General features: G+C 38.2%; 12 protein-coding genes. 8 read left to right on the top strand and 4 right to left on the bottom strand.

What is annotated here, in order from left to right; genetic code table 11:
- Positions 1 to 67: 67 nt before the first annotated feature.
- Both ACSQ6I_RS00150 and ACSQ6I_RS00145 read right to left on the bottom strand, forming a co-directional pair.
- Complete coding sequence (locus ACSQ6I_RS00150) at positions 68 to 1,303, bottom strand: LL-diaminopimelate aminotransferase (RefSeq protein WP_438888187.1); 1,236 nt, start codon at positions 1,301 to 1,303, stop codon at positions 68 to 70.
- 248 nt (positions 1,304 to 1,551) lie between these two features.
- Complete coding sequence (locus ACSQ6I_RS00145) at positions 1,552 to 2,304, bottom strand: PEP-CTERM sorting domain-containing protein (protein WP_438888185.1); 753 nt, start codon at positions 2,302 to 2,304, stop codon at positions 1,552 to 1,554.
- A gap of 560 nt (positions 2,305 to 2,864) precedes the next feature.
- Between ACSQ6I_RS00145 and ACSQ6I_RS00140 the strand changes: the two genes are divergently transcribed.
- From ACSQ6I_RS00140 to ACSQ6I_RS00130, 3 genes are all read left to right on the top strand, one after another.
- Positions 2,865 to 3,575, top strand: coding sequence for a TIGR04283 family arsenosugar biosynthesis glycosyltransferase (locus ACSQ6I_RS00140; RefSeq protein WP_438888183.1), 711 nt, complete (start codon positions 2,865 to 2,867; stop codon positions 3,573 to 3,575).
- A 66-nt stretch (positions 3,576 to 3,641) separates the two neighbouring features.
- Positions 3,642 to 4,418, top strand: a complete 777-nt coding sequence (locus tag ACSQ6I_RS00135) for a TVP38/TMEM64 family protein (protein ID WP_438888181.1) — start codon at positions 3,642 to 3,644, stop codon at positions 4,416 to 4,418.
- A 216-nt stretch (positions 4,419 to 4,634) separates the two neighbouring features.
- Positions 4,635 to 5,405 (top strand): TVP38/TMEM64 family protein, encoded by a 771-nt coding sequence (locus ACSQ6I_RS00130; RefSeq protein WP_438888180.1) that lies wholly within the window; start codon positions 4,635 to 4,637, stop codon positions 5,403 to 5,405.
- A 138-nt stretch (positions 5,406 to 5,543) separates the two neighbouring features.
- On the opposite strand, the gene hisG is transcribed toward ACSQ6I_RS00130, so the two are convergent.
- Positions 5,544 to 6,176, bottom strand: coding sequence for an ATP phosphoribosyltransferase (gene hisG, locus ACSQ6I_RS00125; protein WP_438888179.1), 633 nt, complete (start codon positions 6,174 to 6,176; stop codon positions 5,544 to 5,546).
- A gap of 55 nt (positions 6,177 to 6,231) precedes the next feature.
- Here hisG and rppA point away from each other — a divergent pair, with 55 nt between their 5' ends.
- The 3 genes from rppA (at position 6,232) to dusB (ending at position 12,867) form a co-directional block, all read left to right on the top strand.
- Positions 6,232 to 6,924 (top strand): two-component system response regulator RppA, encoded by a 693-nt coding sequence (rppA, locus tag ACSQ6I_RS00120; protein ID WP_438888211.1) that lies wholly within the window; start codon positions 6,232 to 6,234, stop codon positions 6,922 to 6,924.
- A 527-nt stretch (positions 6,925 to 7,451) separates the two neighbouring features.
- Positions 7,452 to 11,582, top strand: a complete 4,131-nt coding sequence (locus tag ACSQ6I_RS00115; protein WP_438888178.1) for a response regulator — start codon at positions 7,452 to 7,454, stop codon at positions 11,580 to 11,582.
- 229 nt (positions 11,583 to 11,811) lie between these two features.
- Complete coding sequence (gene dusB, locus ACSQ6I_RS00110; RefSeq protein ID WP_438888177.1) at positions 11,812 to 12,867, top strand: tRNA dihydrouridine synthase DusB; 1,056 nt, start codon at positions 11,812 to 11,814, stop codon at positions 12,865 to 12,867.
- Between the two features lie 69 nt (positions 12,868 to 12,936).
- Here dusB and ACSQ6I_RS00105 read toward each other — a convergent pair whose 3' ends face one another.
- Complete coding sequence (locus ACSQ6I_RS00105) at positions 12,937 to 15,471, bottom strand: VIT domain-containing protein (RefSeq protein WP_438888176.1); 2,535 nt, start codon at positions 15,469 to 15,471, stop codon at positions 12,937 to 12,939.
- Between the two features lie 279 nt (positions 15,472 to 15,750).
- Between ACSQ6I_RS00105 and ACSQ6I_RS00100 the strand changes: the two genes are divergently transcribed.
- Both ACSQ6I_RS00100 and ACSQ6I_RS00095 read left to right on the top strand, forming a co-directional pair.
- Entirely contained in the window at positions 15,751 to 16,998 is a 1,248-nt protein-coding gene (locus ACSQ6I_RS00100) for an ATP-dependent nuclease (protein WP_438888175.1), read from the top strand.
- 33 nt (positions 16,999 to 17,031) lie between these two features.
- Positions 17,032 to 17,517, top strand: a complete 486-nt coding sequence (locus tag ACSQ6I_RS00095) for a hypothetical protein (RefSeq protein WP_438888173.1) — start codon at positions 17,032 to 17,034, stop codon at positions 17,515 to 17,517.
- The last annotated feature ends 87 nt before the right edge of the window (positions 17,518 to 17,604 follow it).

Below are 17,604 nucleotides of genomic sequence, written 5' to 3'. Positions count from 1 at the left end.
CTCTAAATTAATTTACTCATAGATCAAGTCTAACAAAAATAGGGTGGGCATCGCCCACCAAAATTTACTAAAGCTTAAACTTCTCAGTTATCCGCTTCATTGCTTCTTCCACATTTTCCCGACTATTAAATGCAGAAATACGGAAATAACCTTCACCAGCAGCACCAAAACCTGAACCTGGTGTTCCTACAACGTTAACGGTTTGCAATAGCTTATCAAAAAATTCCCAACTAGATAAACCATTAGGAGTTTTCACCCACACATAAGGTGCATTTACACCCCCATAAACTGATAAACCTGCGTTGGTGAGTTGTTCACGGATAATTTTAGCGTTTTCTAAATAGAAACTTACCAAAGCTTTGATTTGCGCTTGTCCTGCTTCTGAATAAACCGCTTCTGCACCTCTTTGGACAATGTAAGAAACGCCGTTAAATTTGGTAGATTGACGACGGTTCCATAGTTTCCATAGTTCTACGTCGGAACCGTCTGCGGCTTTAGCAGTGAGGTTTTTAGGAACAACGGTTAAAGCGCAACGTGTGCCGGTGAAACCTGCATTTTTGGAGAAAGAACGAAACTCAATTGCACAATCTCTAGCACCTTCAATTTCATAGATAGAATGGGGAAGGGCAGGATTTGTAATGTAGGCTTCGTAAGCAGCATCAAAGAAAATGATAGAACCGTTGGCTTTCGCGTAGTTTACCCACGCTTGTAAATGTTCTTTGGTAGCAGTTGCACCGGTGGGGTTGTTGGGAAAGCAGAGATAAATTAAATCTACTTTCTGGGCAGGAATTTCTGCTGTAAAGTTGTTATCTGCGGTGACAGGTAAATAAACTAAACCCTCAAATTCGCCTTTTTCATTAGCGTCTCCAGTGTTACCCGCCATCACGTTGGTATCTACGTAAACGGGATATACAGGGTCAGTAACAGCGATAACGTTATTTTTGCCAAAAATTTCTAAAATATTGCCTGAGTCGCACTTGGAACCGTCAGAAATGAAGATTTCATCAGCTTCTATTGCTGCACCTCGTGCTTGGAAGTCTTGGATGGCGATTTTTTCCCTTAACCAAGCATAACCTTGTTCTGGGCCATATCCTTTGAAAGTAGAGCGATCGCTCATTTCTTCCACTGCTTTAATCATTGCAATCCGGCAAGCTTCTGGCAAGGGTTCAGTTACATCACCAATTCCCAATCTGATAATTTTAGCATCTGGGTTAGCTTGGGCGAAAGCATTCACCCGACGGGCAATTTCTGGGAACAGGTAGCCAGCCTTGAGTTTCAAGTAGTTGTCGTTAATAGTAGCCATTCTAGATTTTGAAGAAACGCACTAAAATAGCTTACTGCAAATAATTCCAGGACTTATGCAAAAACTCTCTGAAACCTTCTTTTCTTCCCTTCGAGACGCTACGTAAACATAGTTCATTATAGAAAGAAGAATTTTCATCACCAAATAAAATAAGCCGCTACAGGTCTTATCCTGAGACGACTTGGGAATTTTAGGCTACATACAAGTTTGAATAATCTTGAATGTAAGCCATCAAATGTTATGGAGTATTAATTACTAAGGGTGCGACGACGACGAGCCATTACCATACCACTAGCTACTAAACCTAAACCTACTAAAGACGCTGGTTCGGGAACTTCGGTAACAGGAGGCTCTTGAGGTTTGATATTAGAAAGAAACAATGAAGCGTGAGATAAACCTTGAGCGGTTCCTCCGCCATTCTGAGAAACACCAATGGTATTATATGCTGCCTCTAAAGTTGTACCTTGGAAATTTTCAAAGAGATAGGCACTATAACTGGTACTAGCTTTCAGACTCACGACAAATGTCTTGCCTAAAAAGCTTGTCAAGTTTCCTGCCAATGTCAAATCACCAATGGCAGAGCTGCCTGCGGTAAAAGCATCACTGGCACTATCATCTGATTTGCCAGCCAAAGTCCATTTTACGCCAGTACCAATTTCGCTACTAAACAAATTATTATTTAATTTACTCAATAAAGTACCTCCATTGCCTGTATCATTACCTTCAAATGCACCCTCGCAAGCTGTAGCACTCAGTGCGCCAAACTTAACATCTGAATTATTACAAGCAAGACCAGTTAGACTGCCGTCAGCAATGCTAGTGCCGCTACCACCATTATTGTTGCCACCGCCACCACCACCGTTACCGTTGCCGCCACCACCGTTACCGCCGCCGCCACCACCGTTACCGTTGCCAGCATATGCTGGTGCAGCGATTGAAGTATAAACAATTCCGGTTGCTAATAATGCAGAAGCTAGTAGAGTAGAGAATTTAGATTTCATTTAAGTCGGTTTCCTTAGTTGTTTTTTTAACTTTTCGTTTGTTTGTCCCGATGTATTCCACCTTACAACCAATTGAAAAAATATCAAATAGATAAAGTAGCATTTTTGTCATCTCTTTAAATAAACAGAGCTTGTTTGAAGGCAACATAAAGTTGCTCTAGGGTGATTGAAAATACTAAACAACGTAGAAAAAGGGGTAAAGAAAAACCTTTAAGCTTTGCCCAGCAAGCTTTTTCTAACTAAATTGAAATTTATACGTGTAAAATTCTGTGCAGTATAGGGGTGTCTTGAAAACTCGATCAAAATAGATAGTGGTCAATTTCCATGAAAACAAATTACGGAAAATTACGTATATTTTCTCCATATAGAGAGATGATAGTTAATCCATTCCCATTTACTTATGTATGTGAACGGCTGACAGCATGATAAATCAATCCTGTAATGGCTACAGAAGTCATGATCATGACGACAAAAGTCGTGAAAATATGTATCTTACTGATATTTGACAGAGAATACCCTGAAGGTAAACCAAATCATAAAAACCCGAAATCACATCAACTATGATTCAAAATCTTGATCATGCGAGAATTTCTATCATCATTCCGACTTTGAATGAAGCGGAAAATATCAAAAATGCGATCGCTAGTACCCAACCCAGTACAAATATAGAAATAATTATCGTCGATGGTGGTTCTCAAGATCGTACAACAGCGATCGCACAATCATTAGGTGCAACTATCATCTCCTCTCAACCTGGACGCGCTATACAAATGAATATCGGTGCAGCAGTCGCTACTGGTGAAATTCTCCTCTTTCTCCATGCTGATACCCGTTTACCACCTGGGTTTGATGACATGATTCGCACCATCTTACAACAACCGGGGATTATAGCTGGTGCTTTTGCATTGCAGATAGATGCACCGCATTGGGGTTTGCGACTGGTAGAATGGGGAGTGGAAGTGCGATCGCGCTTTTGGCAAATGCCTTATGGTGATCAAGCAATTTTTTTAACTCAAGTAGCATTTGCAAAAATTGGTAACTTTCCTGAATTGCCAATTATGGAAGACTTTGAACTCATCCGCAGGTTAAAACATCAGGGTAAAATCTCTATTATTTCCATACCTGTAATTACATCCTCCCGCAGATGGTTAAAAAAAGGAATTTTCATCACCACCTTCCTTAACCAAATTATCATCTTTGCCTATCTACTCGGTATTTCACCAGAACGCATCCGTAAATTGTATCGTTGGGAAAAATTCAGGAGAATTTAATCTCTTTCTCATTTAAAGAGCGTATTTTAGGAGATGATAATTGGTAAAAATCGTATTAATCCCATAATGCCAAAGCATAAATCCAGATTAAATAGCAAATTACAACTATTATTATTAAGTTGCCTAATTGCCACCCTGATTATTGCTACTAAATTGATTAATTTTCAGGAACTTTTACAAATTTCAGTAACTTGGGTACAAAAATTAGGCATTTTTGGACCAATTACATTTATCATTATCTACAATTTGGCAACCTTGCTGTTTATTCCTGGTTCCCTACTAACCCTCAAAGGTGGTTACTTATTTGGCCTATTTTGGGGGTCTATATATGTATTAATAGCCGCACTTATCGGATCTATTCTAGCTTTTGCCATTGGACGTTATCTATCACAAGACTATATCTGCCGACAGCTTGAAAAATATCCTAAATTTAAAGCCATTGATTTAGCAGTTGCTAAAGAAGGATGGAAAATCGTTTTACTAACTCGGCTTTCTCCCATCTTTCCTTTCAATTTATTAAATTATGCTTTTGGGGTAACAAAAGTCTCCCTCAAAGACTACATATTCGGTTCACTTGGCATAATTCCTGGTACTGTAATGTACGTTTACATTGGCTCAATAGCTGGTAATATTGCGATGATTAACACACCCAATCAACCAACCAATCCAGAAACGCAAATTTGGCAATGGGTAATGCAAGTAATTGGTCTAATTGCTACAATCAGCATGACTTATTACATAACAAAAATTGCTCAAAAAGCTCTCAATCAAAGTGTGTCAATAATCGAAAATAACTCTCAGACAAGTTGGGAATCTGCACCCCCTAAATTACCAACCAAATAGCTAAGAGAACTCCACAAAAAAGATGACCTAATCTTGTTGTGGGATGGGCATACTTCGACAAGCTCAGTACAAGTCCTGCCCGTCCTTCCATTCTTAGCAGGCAAGACTTCGGCAGGATCAATCCAAGGATGCCTGCACCACAAGAAATTTTGGGATATTTTTTTCGTTGGCAGTCTCTAAATAAAAATAACCTACATTCCCAAGCACTTTTAAATTATGAATAATCGAATTTCCACAAAAACCTTGATCATTAACAAAAACTTGCAGAAATTAGCAAAGCTGTGTACTTTTACTTTATTCGCATTTAGCATAGCTGGCTTATTACATACAGACTTGGCCTTAGCACAAGAATCTATTAATTCATCTTCTTTTAATCCTCAAGAAATTTTACGCAATGCCTTACAGTGGATTGATAATTTGGGGACAGTGGGGGCAATAGCCTTTATTGGCATTTATATTATTGCCACAGTTGCATTTTTACCCGGTTCAATTCTCACATTAGGTTCTGGTATAGTCTTTGGCGTAATTTGGGGATCTATATATGTTTTTATTGGTGCAACGATAGGTGCAACAGCAGCATTTATAGTAGGACGTTATCTAGCTAGAGGTTGGGTTTCTCAGAAAATTGCCGATAACAAAAAATTTGCTGCTATTGATCAAGCGGTAGGTAGAGAAGGATTAAAAATTGTTTTATTAATGCGACTTTCGCCAATATTTCCTTTCAACTTATTAAACTACGCTTTGGGAATTACCGGCGTATCTCTCAAAGATTATATTATCGGTTCTATAGGTATGATTCCCGGAACAATTATGTATGTTTACATTGGTTCCCTAGCTGGAAACTTAGCACTAATTGGCACTGAAGCTCAACCAGGTAATCCTACTTTAGATTGGGTAGTTAGAATCGCAGGTTTAATAGCCACAGTTGCAGTTTCATTGTACGTTGCTCATATAGCCAAGAATGCCCTAGAGGAGGATATTTTGTAAAAAATATTATCGCTGTTTTTATATCAGTAAGTTACAGTTTTTTATCACCTGTAGGGGCGGGGAACCCCCGCCCTCTATATCTATTGCATCCAACCGAAAACCGTCATAACAGCAAAAAGATTAATAACTGAATAACTGTTAAACTTCTTTTCTTAACTGTTCCACCACTTTATGCAAATCACCCGTATTCAGACGATAACTCAAAGGATGAACAATTAACCTGGCCGTACTTTCATACAAAGTTGCAATTTCTACCAAACCATTTTCGCGCAAAGTCTTACCTGTAGATACTATATCCACAATCGCCTCAGACATCCCCGTAATTGGTCCTAATTCTACTGAACCATACAAAGGAACTATTTCTATAGGCAAATCCAGACCTTGAAAATATTCCCGCGCACAATTGACATATTTAGAAGCAACTCGACCATGAGCAGGTAAATCTACAGGCAACTTGTAGGAACTAGAAGCTTTTACCGCCACACACATTCTACAATAACCAAATTGCAAATCCACTAATTGTGCAACTTGCGGTTTTTTTTCTTGTAGTACATCGTAACCAACAATACCCAGTTGCGCCTGACCATATTCTACATAAACAGGTACATCCTGCGCCCGTACTAGCAGACCTTTCGCTTGTCCACTAGCATCAGGAATTTGCAGTTGGCGGTTTCCAGAATCTAAAAAAGCACTAAAATCTAATCCTACAGATTGCAGCAGCCGGATGCTATTTTTAAGTAATTCCCCTTTTGGTAGTGCAACAGTCAGCATTCTTTTTCTTGGTGTCTTTATCTTTGCGGTTAATTATATGCTTACCACAAGCAGCATGAGAATTTTATTAGTTGATGATGAAGTTGAACTCACAGATCCCTTAAGCCGCATCTTAACTCGTGAAGGATATATTGTAGATACTGCTTATAATGGAACAAGCGGTAGTCAACTGGCACAAGCAGGAACTTATGACTTACTAATTTTAGATTGGATGTTGCCAGGAAAAACAGGGTTGGAAATTTGTCAGGAATTACGCCAACAAGCTAAAACTACCCCTGTTCTATTTCTCACAGCCAAAGATACTCTAGATGACCGTGTGCAAGGTTTAGATGCTGGTGCAGATGATTATTTAGTGAAACCCTTTGAACTGCGGGAGTTACTAGCAAGAGTCCGTGCTTTGTTGCGGCGCTCAGGTGTTGAGTTACACAGCACTTCATCAGTACGCTTAGTAGTAGCTGATTTAGAACTAGATGTAGAAAACCAAATATCTTATCGTCAAGGGAGAATTATTGAGCTATCACAAAAAGAAAGCCAGCTACTACAATATTTTATGGAACACGCTGGACAACTGCTGACTCATGGGCAGATTATGCAACATTTGTGGCAAGATGATGAACAACCAGGAAGTAATGTCATCGCTGCCTTAATTCGCCTGTTGCGGCGTAAAATTGAAGTAAATAGTGAATCTGCACTGATTCACACAGTTTATGGTAAAGGCTATCGTTTTGGCTCTGCGGTAGTGGAATAAGTTTACCCTCATATCCCCACTAACTCTCAGTTAATATACAACTTTAAAAGTGGGTTTTTAAAAAAATAAAAATCCATATAGCAGTCCTAAATGATTCATGAACACTTCTGTTAAGAGTTCCCTTCCCATGACTTACGTCATGCTACGCTATCACCGATAAGTTCTCAACTCAAATAGGATTGCTATATCAGCAAAATTTTATCTAAGAAATCATATAGCGGTTCTCGGTTGATTGAGATACAAGAACCCAACCCCCAACCCCCTCCTCCTTCGGATTCACCAGTCGCCTACAGCGCTGGTTCACCGCAAGCGATGAGGGAGCTATAATGTATTTCATTCACGTGCATACCGCTATAAATAAAAATGTAAGAATTCAGGAGTCAAGAGTCAGAATGCTTATGAAATGAAGAATAGAGAGAAGTGAGATTTTATCAAAGTTGACTAAAAAAGCCTTTATTCTCCTGACTTCTGTATTCTCTATCTTGAATACTTACATACAAATATTAATCTAATAAGAATAAATTAATATGCAGTTGCTACCTAAATTATTAAAATTGCCAGAAGTATCTCTCAAGCAAAAACAAATTTTGCTACTTATAGTATTAATCATTTTAGGTTATCTTGGTAACTATTTTAAATTAACACTTTTTTTTGGAGTGGACTTTTTATTTGGGAGTATAGCTGTTTTACTTGTGGTAGCTATTTATGGATGTTTTTGGGGAACAATTGCTGCCATTATTAGTAGCAGTTATACTTGTATATTATGGTCACACCCGTATGCGATGATCATTTTTACTTGTGAGGCACTTTTTGTAGGATTATTATTACGTAAAAAAAGCCAAAATCTACTTTTACTAGATGGTATTTACTGGGTTTCAATAGGTATATCACTAGTGACTATATTTTATAGTGGCATATTAAAGATTTCGGAAATAGGAACGTTGTTAATTATAGTTAAGCAAGCTGTTAATGGTTTCTTTAATGCCATAATTTCTAGTTTAATAGTTAATTATTTACCTATTGAAAAATGGTTAAAAGGGAAAAAAACAAAACATCCAATTTCTTGGCAACAATCCCTATTTACTTTATTGGTAGCCTTTGTATTTTTTCCCGTCATGGCTATTAATACAAATAATGCTATACGTGCTGTTGACGATCTTGAAAAAAACATTATTAAAGATATAAATTACTTTTCAGTAGAGTTAAGAAATGACATTAAAAACTGGCAAGATAACAATGTAATGAGTTTAAACACAATTGCCAATTCTTTTTTTCAGGTAAATCAAAATACTGTCATTAAAGTTGATAAATCAATTATAAAAAATATTCAAACTCTATTTCCTCAATTTAATGAAATTTATATAGTTAATAGCTTAGGAGAAGTCATTACATCATCTCCAATGAATATAAAATCATATGTAAATATTAGTCAAAGACCTGATTTTAAGAAATTAAATAAATATCAATCCTTAGTCACAACTGATATATTATCTGTATCTATACAAGGTAGAAAACATGATTTTTTGAACTTAGGTGTAGCAATTATTCAAGATAATAAGTTTCTGGGCGCTGTTTTTGGTGAAATAAATCTAGAAGAATTAAGTAAAATAATTCGGCTAAAAAGTTTAGAACAAAATTTTCAGGTCACAATTTTAGATAAAAAAAGCCGTGTACTTGCCACTAGTTTAGACACAATCAAGATACTACAAACTTTTAATCCTTACCAAAATCAAAATATCACCAAACTGAATCATAATGTGGTTCATTTACTACCAAACTTATCCAATATACCAGTTATATGGAGGTGGGAAAAATCCTTATATTTGCAAGTCAGTTCTTTAGATAATATTTTTCCAGCCGAATTACTTATTCAAGTACCCACTAAACCCCAAATAGATTATATTCGTAAAATTTATATCAAAAATTTATCAATCATGTTATTTACTGCTATTATAGCTCTGGTGGCTGCTATTATCCTTAGTAACAGATTAGTCCAGCCTATGTTGAGATTAACTCAGGTTACTACTGATTTACCACAAAAAATACTGGCACAAGAAGAGATTTTTTTAACAGATAGTAATATTGCAGAAATAGATTCTCTGACTCGCAATTTTCAATCTATGATATTGGCGCTAAATCAAATGTTTCAAAACATTATAAGTACCAATGAAACACTTGAAGAACGTGTAGAAACTCGCACCCAGGAATTATCTATTATTAATGATGAACTAGCATCTGAAGTACACCGCAGACAAAAAGTAGAAGAAATTTTAAGGGAAAGAGAAGAACGTTATGAACTAGCAATTTCTGGCACTAATGATGGGATTTGGGATTGGAATATGCTCACTGGGGAGGTTTATTACTCACCTGCTTGGATGAGAATTTTGGGATATGAGAACGAACCACTACCTTATTTATTATCTACCTGGTCAGATAATGTTCATGCTGATGAACTAGAAGAAGCAACGCAGTATATAAATGACCACTTGGAGGGGAAAACAGATGTTTACCAATGCAGCTATCGCATGAAACATCGCAATGGGAATTATATTTGGATAGCTGCAAAAGGAAAGTGTATTCGTGATGAACAAAACCAAGCGTATCGCTTTGTGGGTATAATTACAGATATTACAGATAAAAAAATAGCTGAAGAACAACTCAAATCTGCTAAAGAAGAGGCGGAAGTTGCAAATCTTACCAAGAGTGAATTTCTAGCAACTATGAGTCATGAAATTCGTACACCAATGAATGCAGTAATTGGTATGACTGGACTGCTACTAGACACACAACTAACACCACAACAATTAGAGTTTGCAGAAATCATCCGCAATAGTGGTGATGCTATGTTGATATTGATTAATGATATTCTTGATTTCTCTAAAATTGAGTCTGGTAAGTTAGAGATAGAGGAACAAATCTTTAACTTAAGAAATTGTATTGAAGAATCTTTAGATTTAGTAGCTCCCAAAGCTAGTGAAAAAGGCTTAGAACTTGCTTATCTGATGTATCCAGAAACATATGAAGTGATTAGTGGAGACGGTACACGTTTAAGGCAAATTTTAGTCAATTTACTCAGTAACGCAATTAAGTTTACTAATTCTGGTGAAGTGATCCTCTCTGTTACTAGCCAGATCAAAGATCAGTCAGATTCTAAATTTATTTCTCAACAAAATTCTCAGTTATACGAACTTGAATTTACTGTTAAAGATACAGGAATAGGTATTCCTGAAGAGAAAATGCATAGACTCTTCCAGCCATTTAGTCAAGTTGATGCTTCCACAACTCGTCATTATGGTGGTACAGGTCTAGGATTGGTAATTAGCAAGCGACTAACTGAACTAATGGGAGGTAAAATGTGGGTAGAAAGTGCGGTTGGTCAAGGATCTAATTTTGTATTTACTATTGTTACTTCATTTGTGGGCAAGTCAGATGTTAAATATGATTATAATCAACAATCAATTACTAATAAACGTTTATTGATAGTTGATGATAATGTGATAAATCGCCAAGTATTGATGCTACAATCGCAGTCTTTTGGTATGGTTTCCGTATCCGCTACATCAGGAAAGGAAGCGCTTGAGTTTCTTCGGCAACAACAATTTGATATTGCTATATTAGATATGCAGATGCCAGAAATGGATGGTTTGACTCTGGCATCAGAAATTCGCCAGCTGAATAATTGTGAGCGATTACCCTTGATATTGCTAACGTCTATTGGTAATGGGCAGAGCAATACAAATTACCAGAACTTCAATCTTGAGTTTGCAGCTTATCTGAGTAAGCCTATCAAGAAGACCAATCTTTTAAATATCTTGATGAGCTTTTTTAAAAATAATGTTGTCATACCTAAAGAGAATATCTATCAGGACACGCCATCAAAATTTGATTCTCATATGGCAGAAAGAATTCCCCTAAAAATTCTTGTAGCTGAAGATAATGTAGTGAATCAGAAAGTAGCTATTAATATTTTACAACGGCTGGGATATCGTGCTGATGTAGTAGCAAATGGTTTAGAAGTACTAGTGGCTTTGCGTAGACAATCTTATGATGTAATATTAATGGACTTACAAATGCCAGAAATGGACGGTTTAATGGCAACTCGTCAAATTTACCAGGAATGGCCATTATCTAAACGTCCTTGGATTATTGCTATGACTGCTAATGCTATGCAGGGAGATCGGGAAAAATGTCTAGAAGCAGGGATGAATGATTACACGACAAAGCCAATTCGCATCGAGGAATTAACTAAGGCTTTGAGTAATTGTCAAAACCAAGGTATAACTAATAATAAAACCGTTGAACCTATGACTAATGATGTGCTTGATCCCAAAGTTTTAGAAGAACTCAAAGATATTGTTTGCAGTAATAACGTAGAAGAATTTATCCAACTAATAGAATGTTATCTGGAAGATACACCCCAACGGTTACAAGCGATTAATGATGCCATTTTTCAAGAAAATGCAAAAACACTGCAATTAGAAGCTCATGCTCTCAAGTCTAGCAGTGCTATTGTTGGTGCTAAAAATTTATCTCAAATTTGCAAAAAATTAGAAGACTTGGGACGGGATGCTAATTTAGCAGATGCAACATTATTACTATCCCAAGCTATGACAGAATATCAGCAAGTAGATGCAGCTTTAAAATTAGAATGTCAGTAAGCCGTCAGTGACACTTTTTAGTAAATTCTCATACCATAAAATCTTGTGCTACGGTATAGAAGTTAATTAATATTATTATTTCGATTTATTTATTTAGGTTTGCTGGAAAGACACATACAACCAGGATCACCACGCGATCGCTCTTCGTTGACACCAGCAGGTACTAAAATCCTCATGGAACATCAATATCATCAAGATATGGTATCCCCAAGCTAAATTCAAAAATTGTATGCTTTCCCTCTCCCCCACTCTCCAAGCTAGACTCTCCCAACCTCTAAAAATTGGCTCATTTGAGGTTAAAAGCCGTGTTTTGCAGTCCCCATTATCGGGAGTGACAGATTTGGTATTTCGGCGCTTAGTGCGTCGTTATGCACCAGAATCAATGATGTATACCGAAATGGTGAATGCGACGGGATTACACTACGTCACGCAGTTACCCAAAATCATGGAGGTAGATCCCAACGAACGCCCAATTAGCATTCAGTTGTTTGATTGTCGTCCAGATTTTCTTGCCGAAGCAGCAATAAAAGCCGTTGCTGAAGGTGCGGATACTGTTGATATTAATATGGGTTGTCCAGTTAATAAAATCACCAAAAATGGTGGTGGTTCTTCCTTATTGCGACAACCGGAAATCGCAGAAGCAATTGTGCGAGAAGTTGTCAAAGCTGTTGAGGTTCCCGTGACAGTAAAAACCCGAATTGGTTGGAATGATCAGGAAATTACTATTCTTGATTTTGCCAAACGCATGGAAGATGCTGGTGCAAAAATGATTACCGTGCATGGACGTACCCGCGCTCAAGGTTACAATGGTAACGCCCGTTGGGAATGGATTGCACGGGTGAAGGAAATATTATCAATTCCAGTCATTGGGAATGGGGATATTTTTTCTGTGGAAGCAGCAGTGAAATGTCTAGAAGAAACTGGTGCAGATGGAGTGATGTGTTCTCGTGGGACTTTGGGTTATCCGTTTTTGGTAGGTGAAGTTGATCACTTTCTGAAAACCGGGGAATTATTACCAGCACCAAATGCAATTCAACGCTTGGAATGTGCCAGAGAACATTTATATGCTTTATGGGAATATAAGGGTGATAGAGGTGTGCGTCAAGCCCGTAAACATATGACTTGGTATGCTAAAGGCTTTATGGGTGCGGCTGAATTGCGCGGACAGTTAAGTTTAGTGGAAACCGTGCAGCAAGGTTTGGATTTAATTGATAGATCAATGGAAAAACTAGCAGCTGGTTATGAACCAGAAGCAGATGAACCAGCACATTTAGCAATAGTGTGAAGGATTTTCAAATTCGGGAGTTATTAAAAAACCGGGATAGTTCCCGGTTGCATTGCCCTTAATTTACTATTAGGATTGAATCCGGATGCTTAAAACGACGGAACTGCTGATAATTTGGGAGGGTCGCCAAGTGAGGAGCGATCGCTTGATTGCATTAATCAGACTTTGATCTTGAAGAGAAGAAGCTTGCTCATCCAGAACTAACTGTCTGATTCTGCCCTGATTTATCTCAAACTCAAACACTAAATCACCTCTTAACCCTGTAGGTAATTGAATTGATTGCAAGTGTTGAAAAAGCAGAGAAACCATCTGTTGATCTAATCCCGTGACCTTGATTTGCAGAGGAGGGACAGCAGCATTTCCTTCCCAATAATAGGTTTCTAATTCTGCCAATTCTTCATCTATAGAGCCAGTAGCAGGTGAAGCAGACATCATTGACGGATTGATCAAACCCAAGTCATAGGATTCGTCGTCACTAGATAAAAAGGCTTCAAGATTAGCAAACTCGTCATCAATAGACCTTTCTAAAGAATCCATCTCTAAAGGTTCATTCCTAGCTCCTGGAACAGGGGGTAAAGGTGGAGCATATTCCCTTTCAGGTGCAGGCATAGAAGGCATTTGTGGGCGCATTTTTACATCTTCTGTACTCATAGCCCTCTTCCTCAACTCAGGTGCATTAGATTGAACCACCGATTGAGCGACTTTTTTGGCAGTAGCATTACCAAAAATACCCTGTTGGCTGACACCTGCCGGCATTTCTACAGATACTTGCACAGATACAGAATCTTGGAAAGGATTAACTCTGACCTCATCACTAACAGCAACAAAGGCAGTATATTGGGATAGCAATTGATAAGTCAAAGCAGTCTGTGTCACTGCTTCCACACCGACCTTTGTATCACCACTCACCATCTGATTCATCAAATCCTTAATGCGGGAACGTCCCCAAAGTTGGGCAATAGCAGGATTATCCATCACCTGAAAATTGATATTAAAGACGTATTGAGAGCGTCTACCATCCCCACTCATACCTGTAACGTGCAACTTGCCAGCACAACCATCGAGTTTACGTCCAAATAACACTAACGGCTGTTCTGCAAATAAATCTGGTGGTGTAGAAGGATACATAATGGGAAATTCACCATCACCTTCCCAATGCAATTGGATATTAGCAAAAACAGGATGATTGATTTGACGGAAGAATTTTTCCACCACCTCATTCACAGGCTCATCATCGCGGATAATGCGAGCTATACCCCCACCTATTTCCGCAACTCGATTTAGCAAGAACCGATTTACAGAACTACCAGCACCAAAGCTATGAAGTCTAGTTCCTGGTTGGAGACGGCTTTGCACTTCGGCAATAATCTGATTCTCATTACCGATATAGCCATCAGTGAGTAGGACAATATTTCGTAAACGTCCAGGATCTGTGACTGGGAAATTTAACACAGTCTGAATACCCCGTAACATCTGCGTTCCCCCACCTGCATTTAAGCGATTGATATAATTAATTCCCCGTAAGCGATTTTCGGGAGTATTGGGAAGGGGAACAGGTGAGAGTTGCTGTGTGGTATCGCAAAAATCAATAATGCTAAAGGTGTCATGGGGATTGAGTCCAGCGATAAACCGGCGCATTAATTCCTGACATTGCATCAACGGTGCGCCACTTTGAGAACCGGATCTGTCAATCAGAAACACCATATCTTTGGGGACAAACTGATCTGGGTTGTACTGGAGAGCAGGAATTAGGTAAACTGCAAAATGTCCACCCCGTTCATCGGCTTGGGTGAGTACGCTGGCTTGTGTGTTTTCACTTGCTACTTGGTAACGAAGAATTAGGTCTTTATTGGGTATGGTGTCTCCACCTCCTAGTTTTATTTGTGCCAGATTTCCGTCACGGGTAATTTGGATATGGTGAGAGGGTGAGCTAATATTACGTATTTCTACGCTAGCGTTAATTTCCACTGTGACATTAATCTCATGGCGAGAACGTGTACCTGCTGGGAGGATGGGAGCATTCAAGCGAGAAGCATCTGGGACTAAATCAGTATCTTGATTGAGAGACATGGGTGCAGGTGCAGAACCACCACCAGAAGTATTTCCTTCAATACTTATCCCTGGAATGTAACGGGGACCAACAACCATCGGAAAGACAAATTCATAATTTCCACCCTCAAATTTAAGACTTTCGGTGTAGCGGATAATCACATCAATTTGTTCACCGGGTCGAATGTTAGCGAGGGATTGGGTGAAAATATTGTCTCGTTCTTGTTCAAGAAGTCCAGCAGTGCGTCCTTGTTGTTTAGCTTGCTCGTAAATTTGCTGTGCTTCTTGGCGTTTTTTGATACTACCTTTAATAATTTTGTCGCCAATCCGAATCAGCATATCATCAACAGCAGCTTCATCGGGTAAGGGGAAAATATAGGTAGCTTCTAAGGTAGTGGTAAAGGGGTTTTCAAAGCTTTGGGTTACTTCCACCCGTGAGATATTACCAATAACTTGAGCTTTGACTTCGGTGTGTTTGAGAGGAAAAGCTATAGGTTGTTGGTTGGGGGTGTAGATGTATAAACCACTGGGTTGTTGTTCTAAAGTGCTAATCATATTTTTTACCTGACGCTTGTTTTTCTATGTCTCTAGCGTAGGTGGGTTTTTCGGGGATATATGCTCAGTTTTATGCTCAATTGATGCTCAGTGGTTGGTTCAGGGCGATCAATTTTTAAGCTTCAATTTTTAATTGGGAGTATCATTGATAAAGTATGAGGCTAATACATGGTTAGACATATTAAATATGTCAGTGTAAAGATTTGTCTAAAAAACAGTGAGCTTTAAGTAGCTGCTAGACTAAACAAATATTTACTTCAGATTTCAGTAATCTTTCTTATGTACGCCTACAAGCTAAATCGCATTATATTCAACAATGGCTTAGAACTGCAACCGGGAAATCTTACTGTTATTATTGGTCCTAACAATGCTGGAAAAAGCCGTGCTTTAAAGGATATTGCTTGGAAAACGACACAAAAAAAACCTTTACAAGGAATTGTTGTTACTGACGTGGAGTGGACATCTCCAGCTACTTTACAAGAAATACGCGATACCTACAATGTAGAGCGATATCGAGATGAAAATGGTAACTGGATGTTCCGTACATTAGCCCCTGAACTAGACCAAGAACATAGTACCGTTTTCAACGCAGAGTGGCCTAGCTGGTACGAACAGACATTTCCGAGTGTTCTGACTAATAAGGACAAGTTTGCTCAGTATTTTGGTAGTGCTATGGTTGCATTTCTCACTACAGAACATCGTCTTCGGTTAGTAAAACAGTCTGTTAGTGCAAATCATGAAAGGGAAGAAGCAAACCTACTACAAGTTCTCTATAACGCAGGTAGAGATGTAGAAAGTCATATACAAAAATTAGTAAAACGTGCTTTTGGAAAAGAAATAAAGCTGGACTTTACTGGACTTCAACGGTTACTTCTGCGAGTTGGAGATAGCTTTAGTACAATCCCTCAAGACCCCAGAGATGCTAAACCTATTCTCAGGAAGTATGACAAGTTAGATGAGCAAGGTGACGGAATTAGGAGTTTTGTAGGAATTCTGACTGCTTTGTTAGCAATTAAGCGAAATGTATTTTTAATTGATGAACCAGAAGCATTTCTCCATCCACCTCAAGCCTTCCGAATAGGTGAGTTAATTGCAGAGGAAGCTAATAGTTCTCGTCAAATCATTTTAGCAACACACAGCACTGATTTACTAAGAGGTATTTTAAGCAAGACAACTGATGTCACTATTCTCCGAATTGCTCGGCAGAATCAAACTAACTCTTTCCATATACTTGATCCAAATCACCTACAAAAATTGGTGAATGATCCTCTTCTCAGTTCGGCTCGTGTCCTTGATGGACTTTTCTATCCTGGTGTAGTCGTAGTAGAGGCTGACAGTGATGCACGTTTTTACCACACTGCCTCCAATAAATTGAAAAATGATATCGACTTTCATTTTGTTAAAGCCGATAATAAGCAAACTGTTTCACGAATTATTCAAACATACCAACATATGGGAGTAAGTTGTGCAGGAATTGTTGATTTTGATGTTTTGAATGATCGGGCAGAATTTGAAAAGCATTTTTAATCTTGGGAACTCAACAATGATCAAATAAATCAGTTGTTATCTATTCGCCAAAGGATTGCAGAAGCCGCTAAAGAGATTTCTCCTGATCAGAGGCTAAAGAGCGTTACAGAGAAATTAAAAACATTATTATCCTCTATTAACGAGATGGAAGGTAGAGAGAATGTATCTACATCTGACAAAGCAAAATTATTGAAACAAGTTGAGAGCCGAGCTAACGAAATTACAGCTTCTACAAAGAGTTGGAAAGAGTTTAAAGAGAAAGGTCGTGCAGCCTTATCAGTAGAGCTACAATCTGAATTTGATATTTTATGGGAGATTTGCGCCCAGAAAGGATTATTTATCAACCCGTGCGGTGAGTTAGAGTCTATGCTGGTACAACAAGGTATCCCATACACAACAGACAAAAAAGGATGGATTACAAGTGCGTTGAATCTGTTACCTAGACTTGAAGTTAATGAAAATGAATACCCTTGGAAATTTATTAAAGCAATCCAAGATCATATTGCAGGTTTAAATTAAGTACATAGTACTGCTATTAACACTAGTTTATTTAGATGTTAACAGGTAATCATTTCAAGAAAATGTTAAAAAATATTGTGGTTAAAA

This window comes from Anabaena sp. WFMT, assembly GCF_051781005.1.
Taxonomy (GTDB): Bacteria; Cyanobacteriota; Cyanobacteriia; order Cyanobacteriales; family Nostocaceae; genus Anabaena.
The sequence above is the reverse complement of the archived record's forward strand: the minus strand, read 5'-3'. Positions and strand labels throughout refer to the sequence as shown.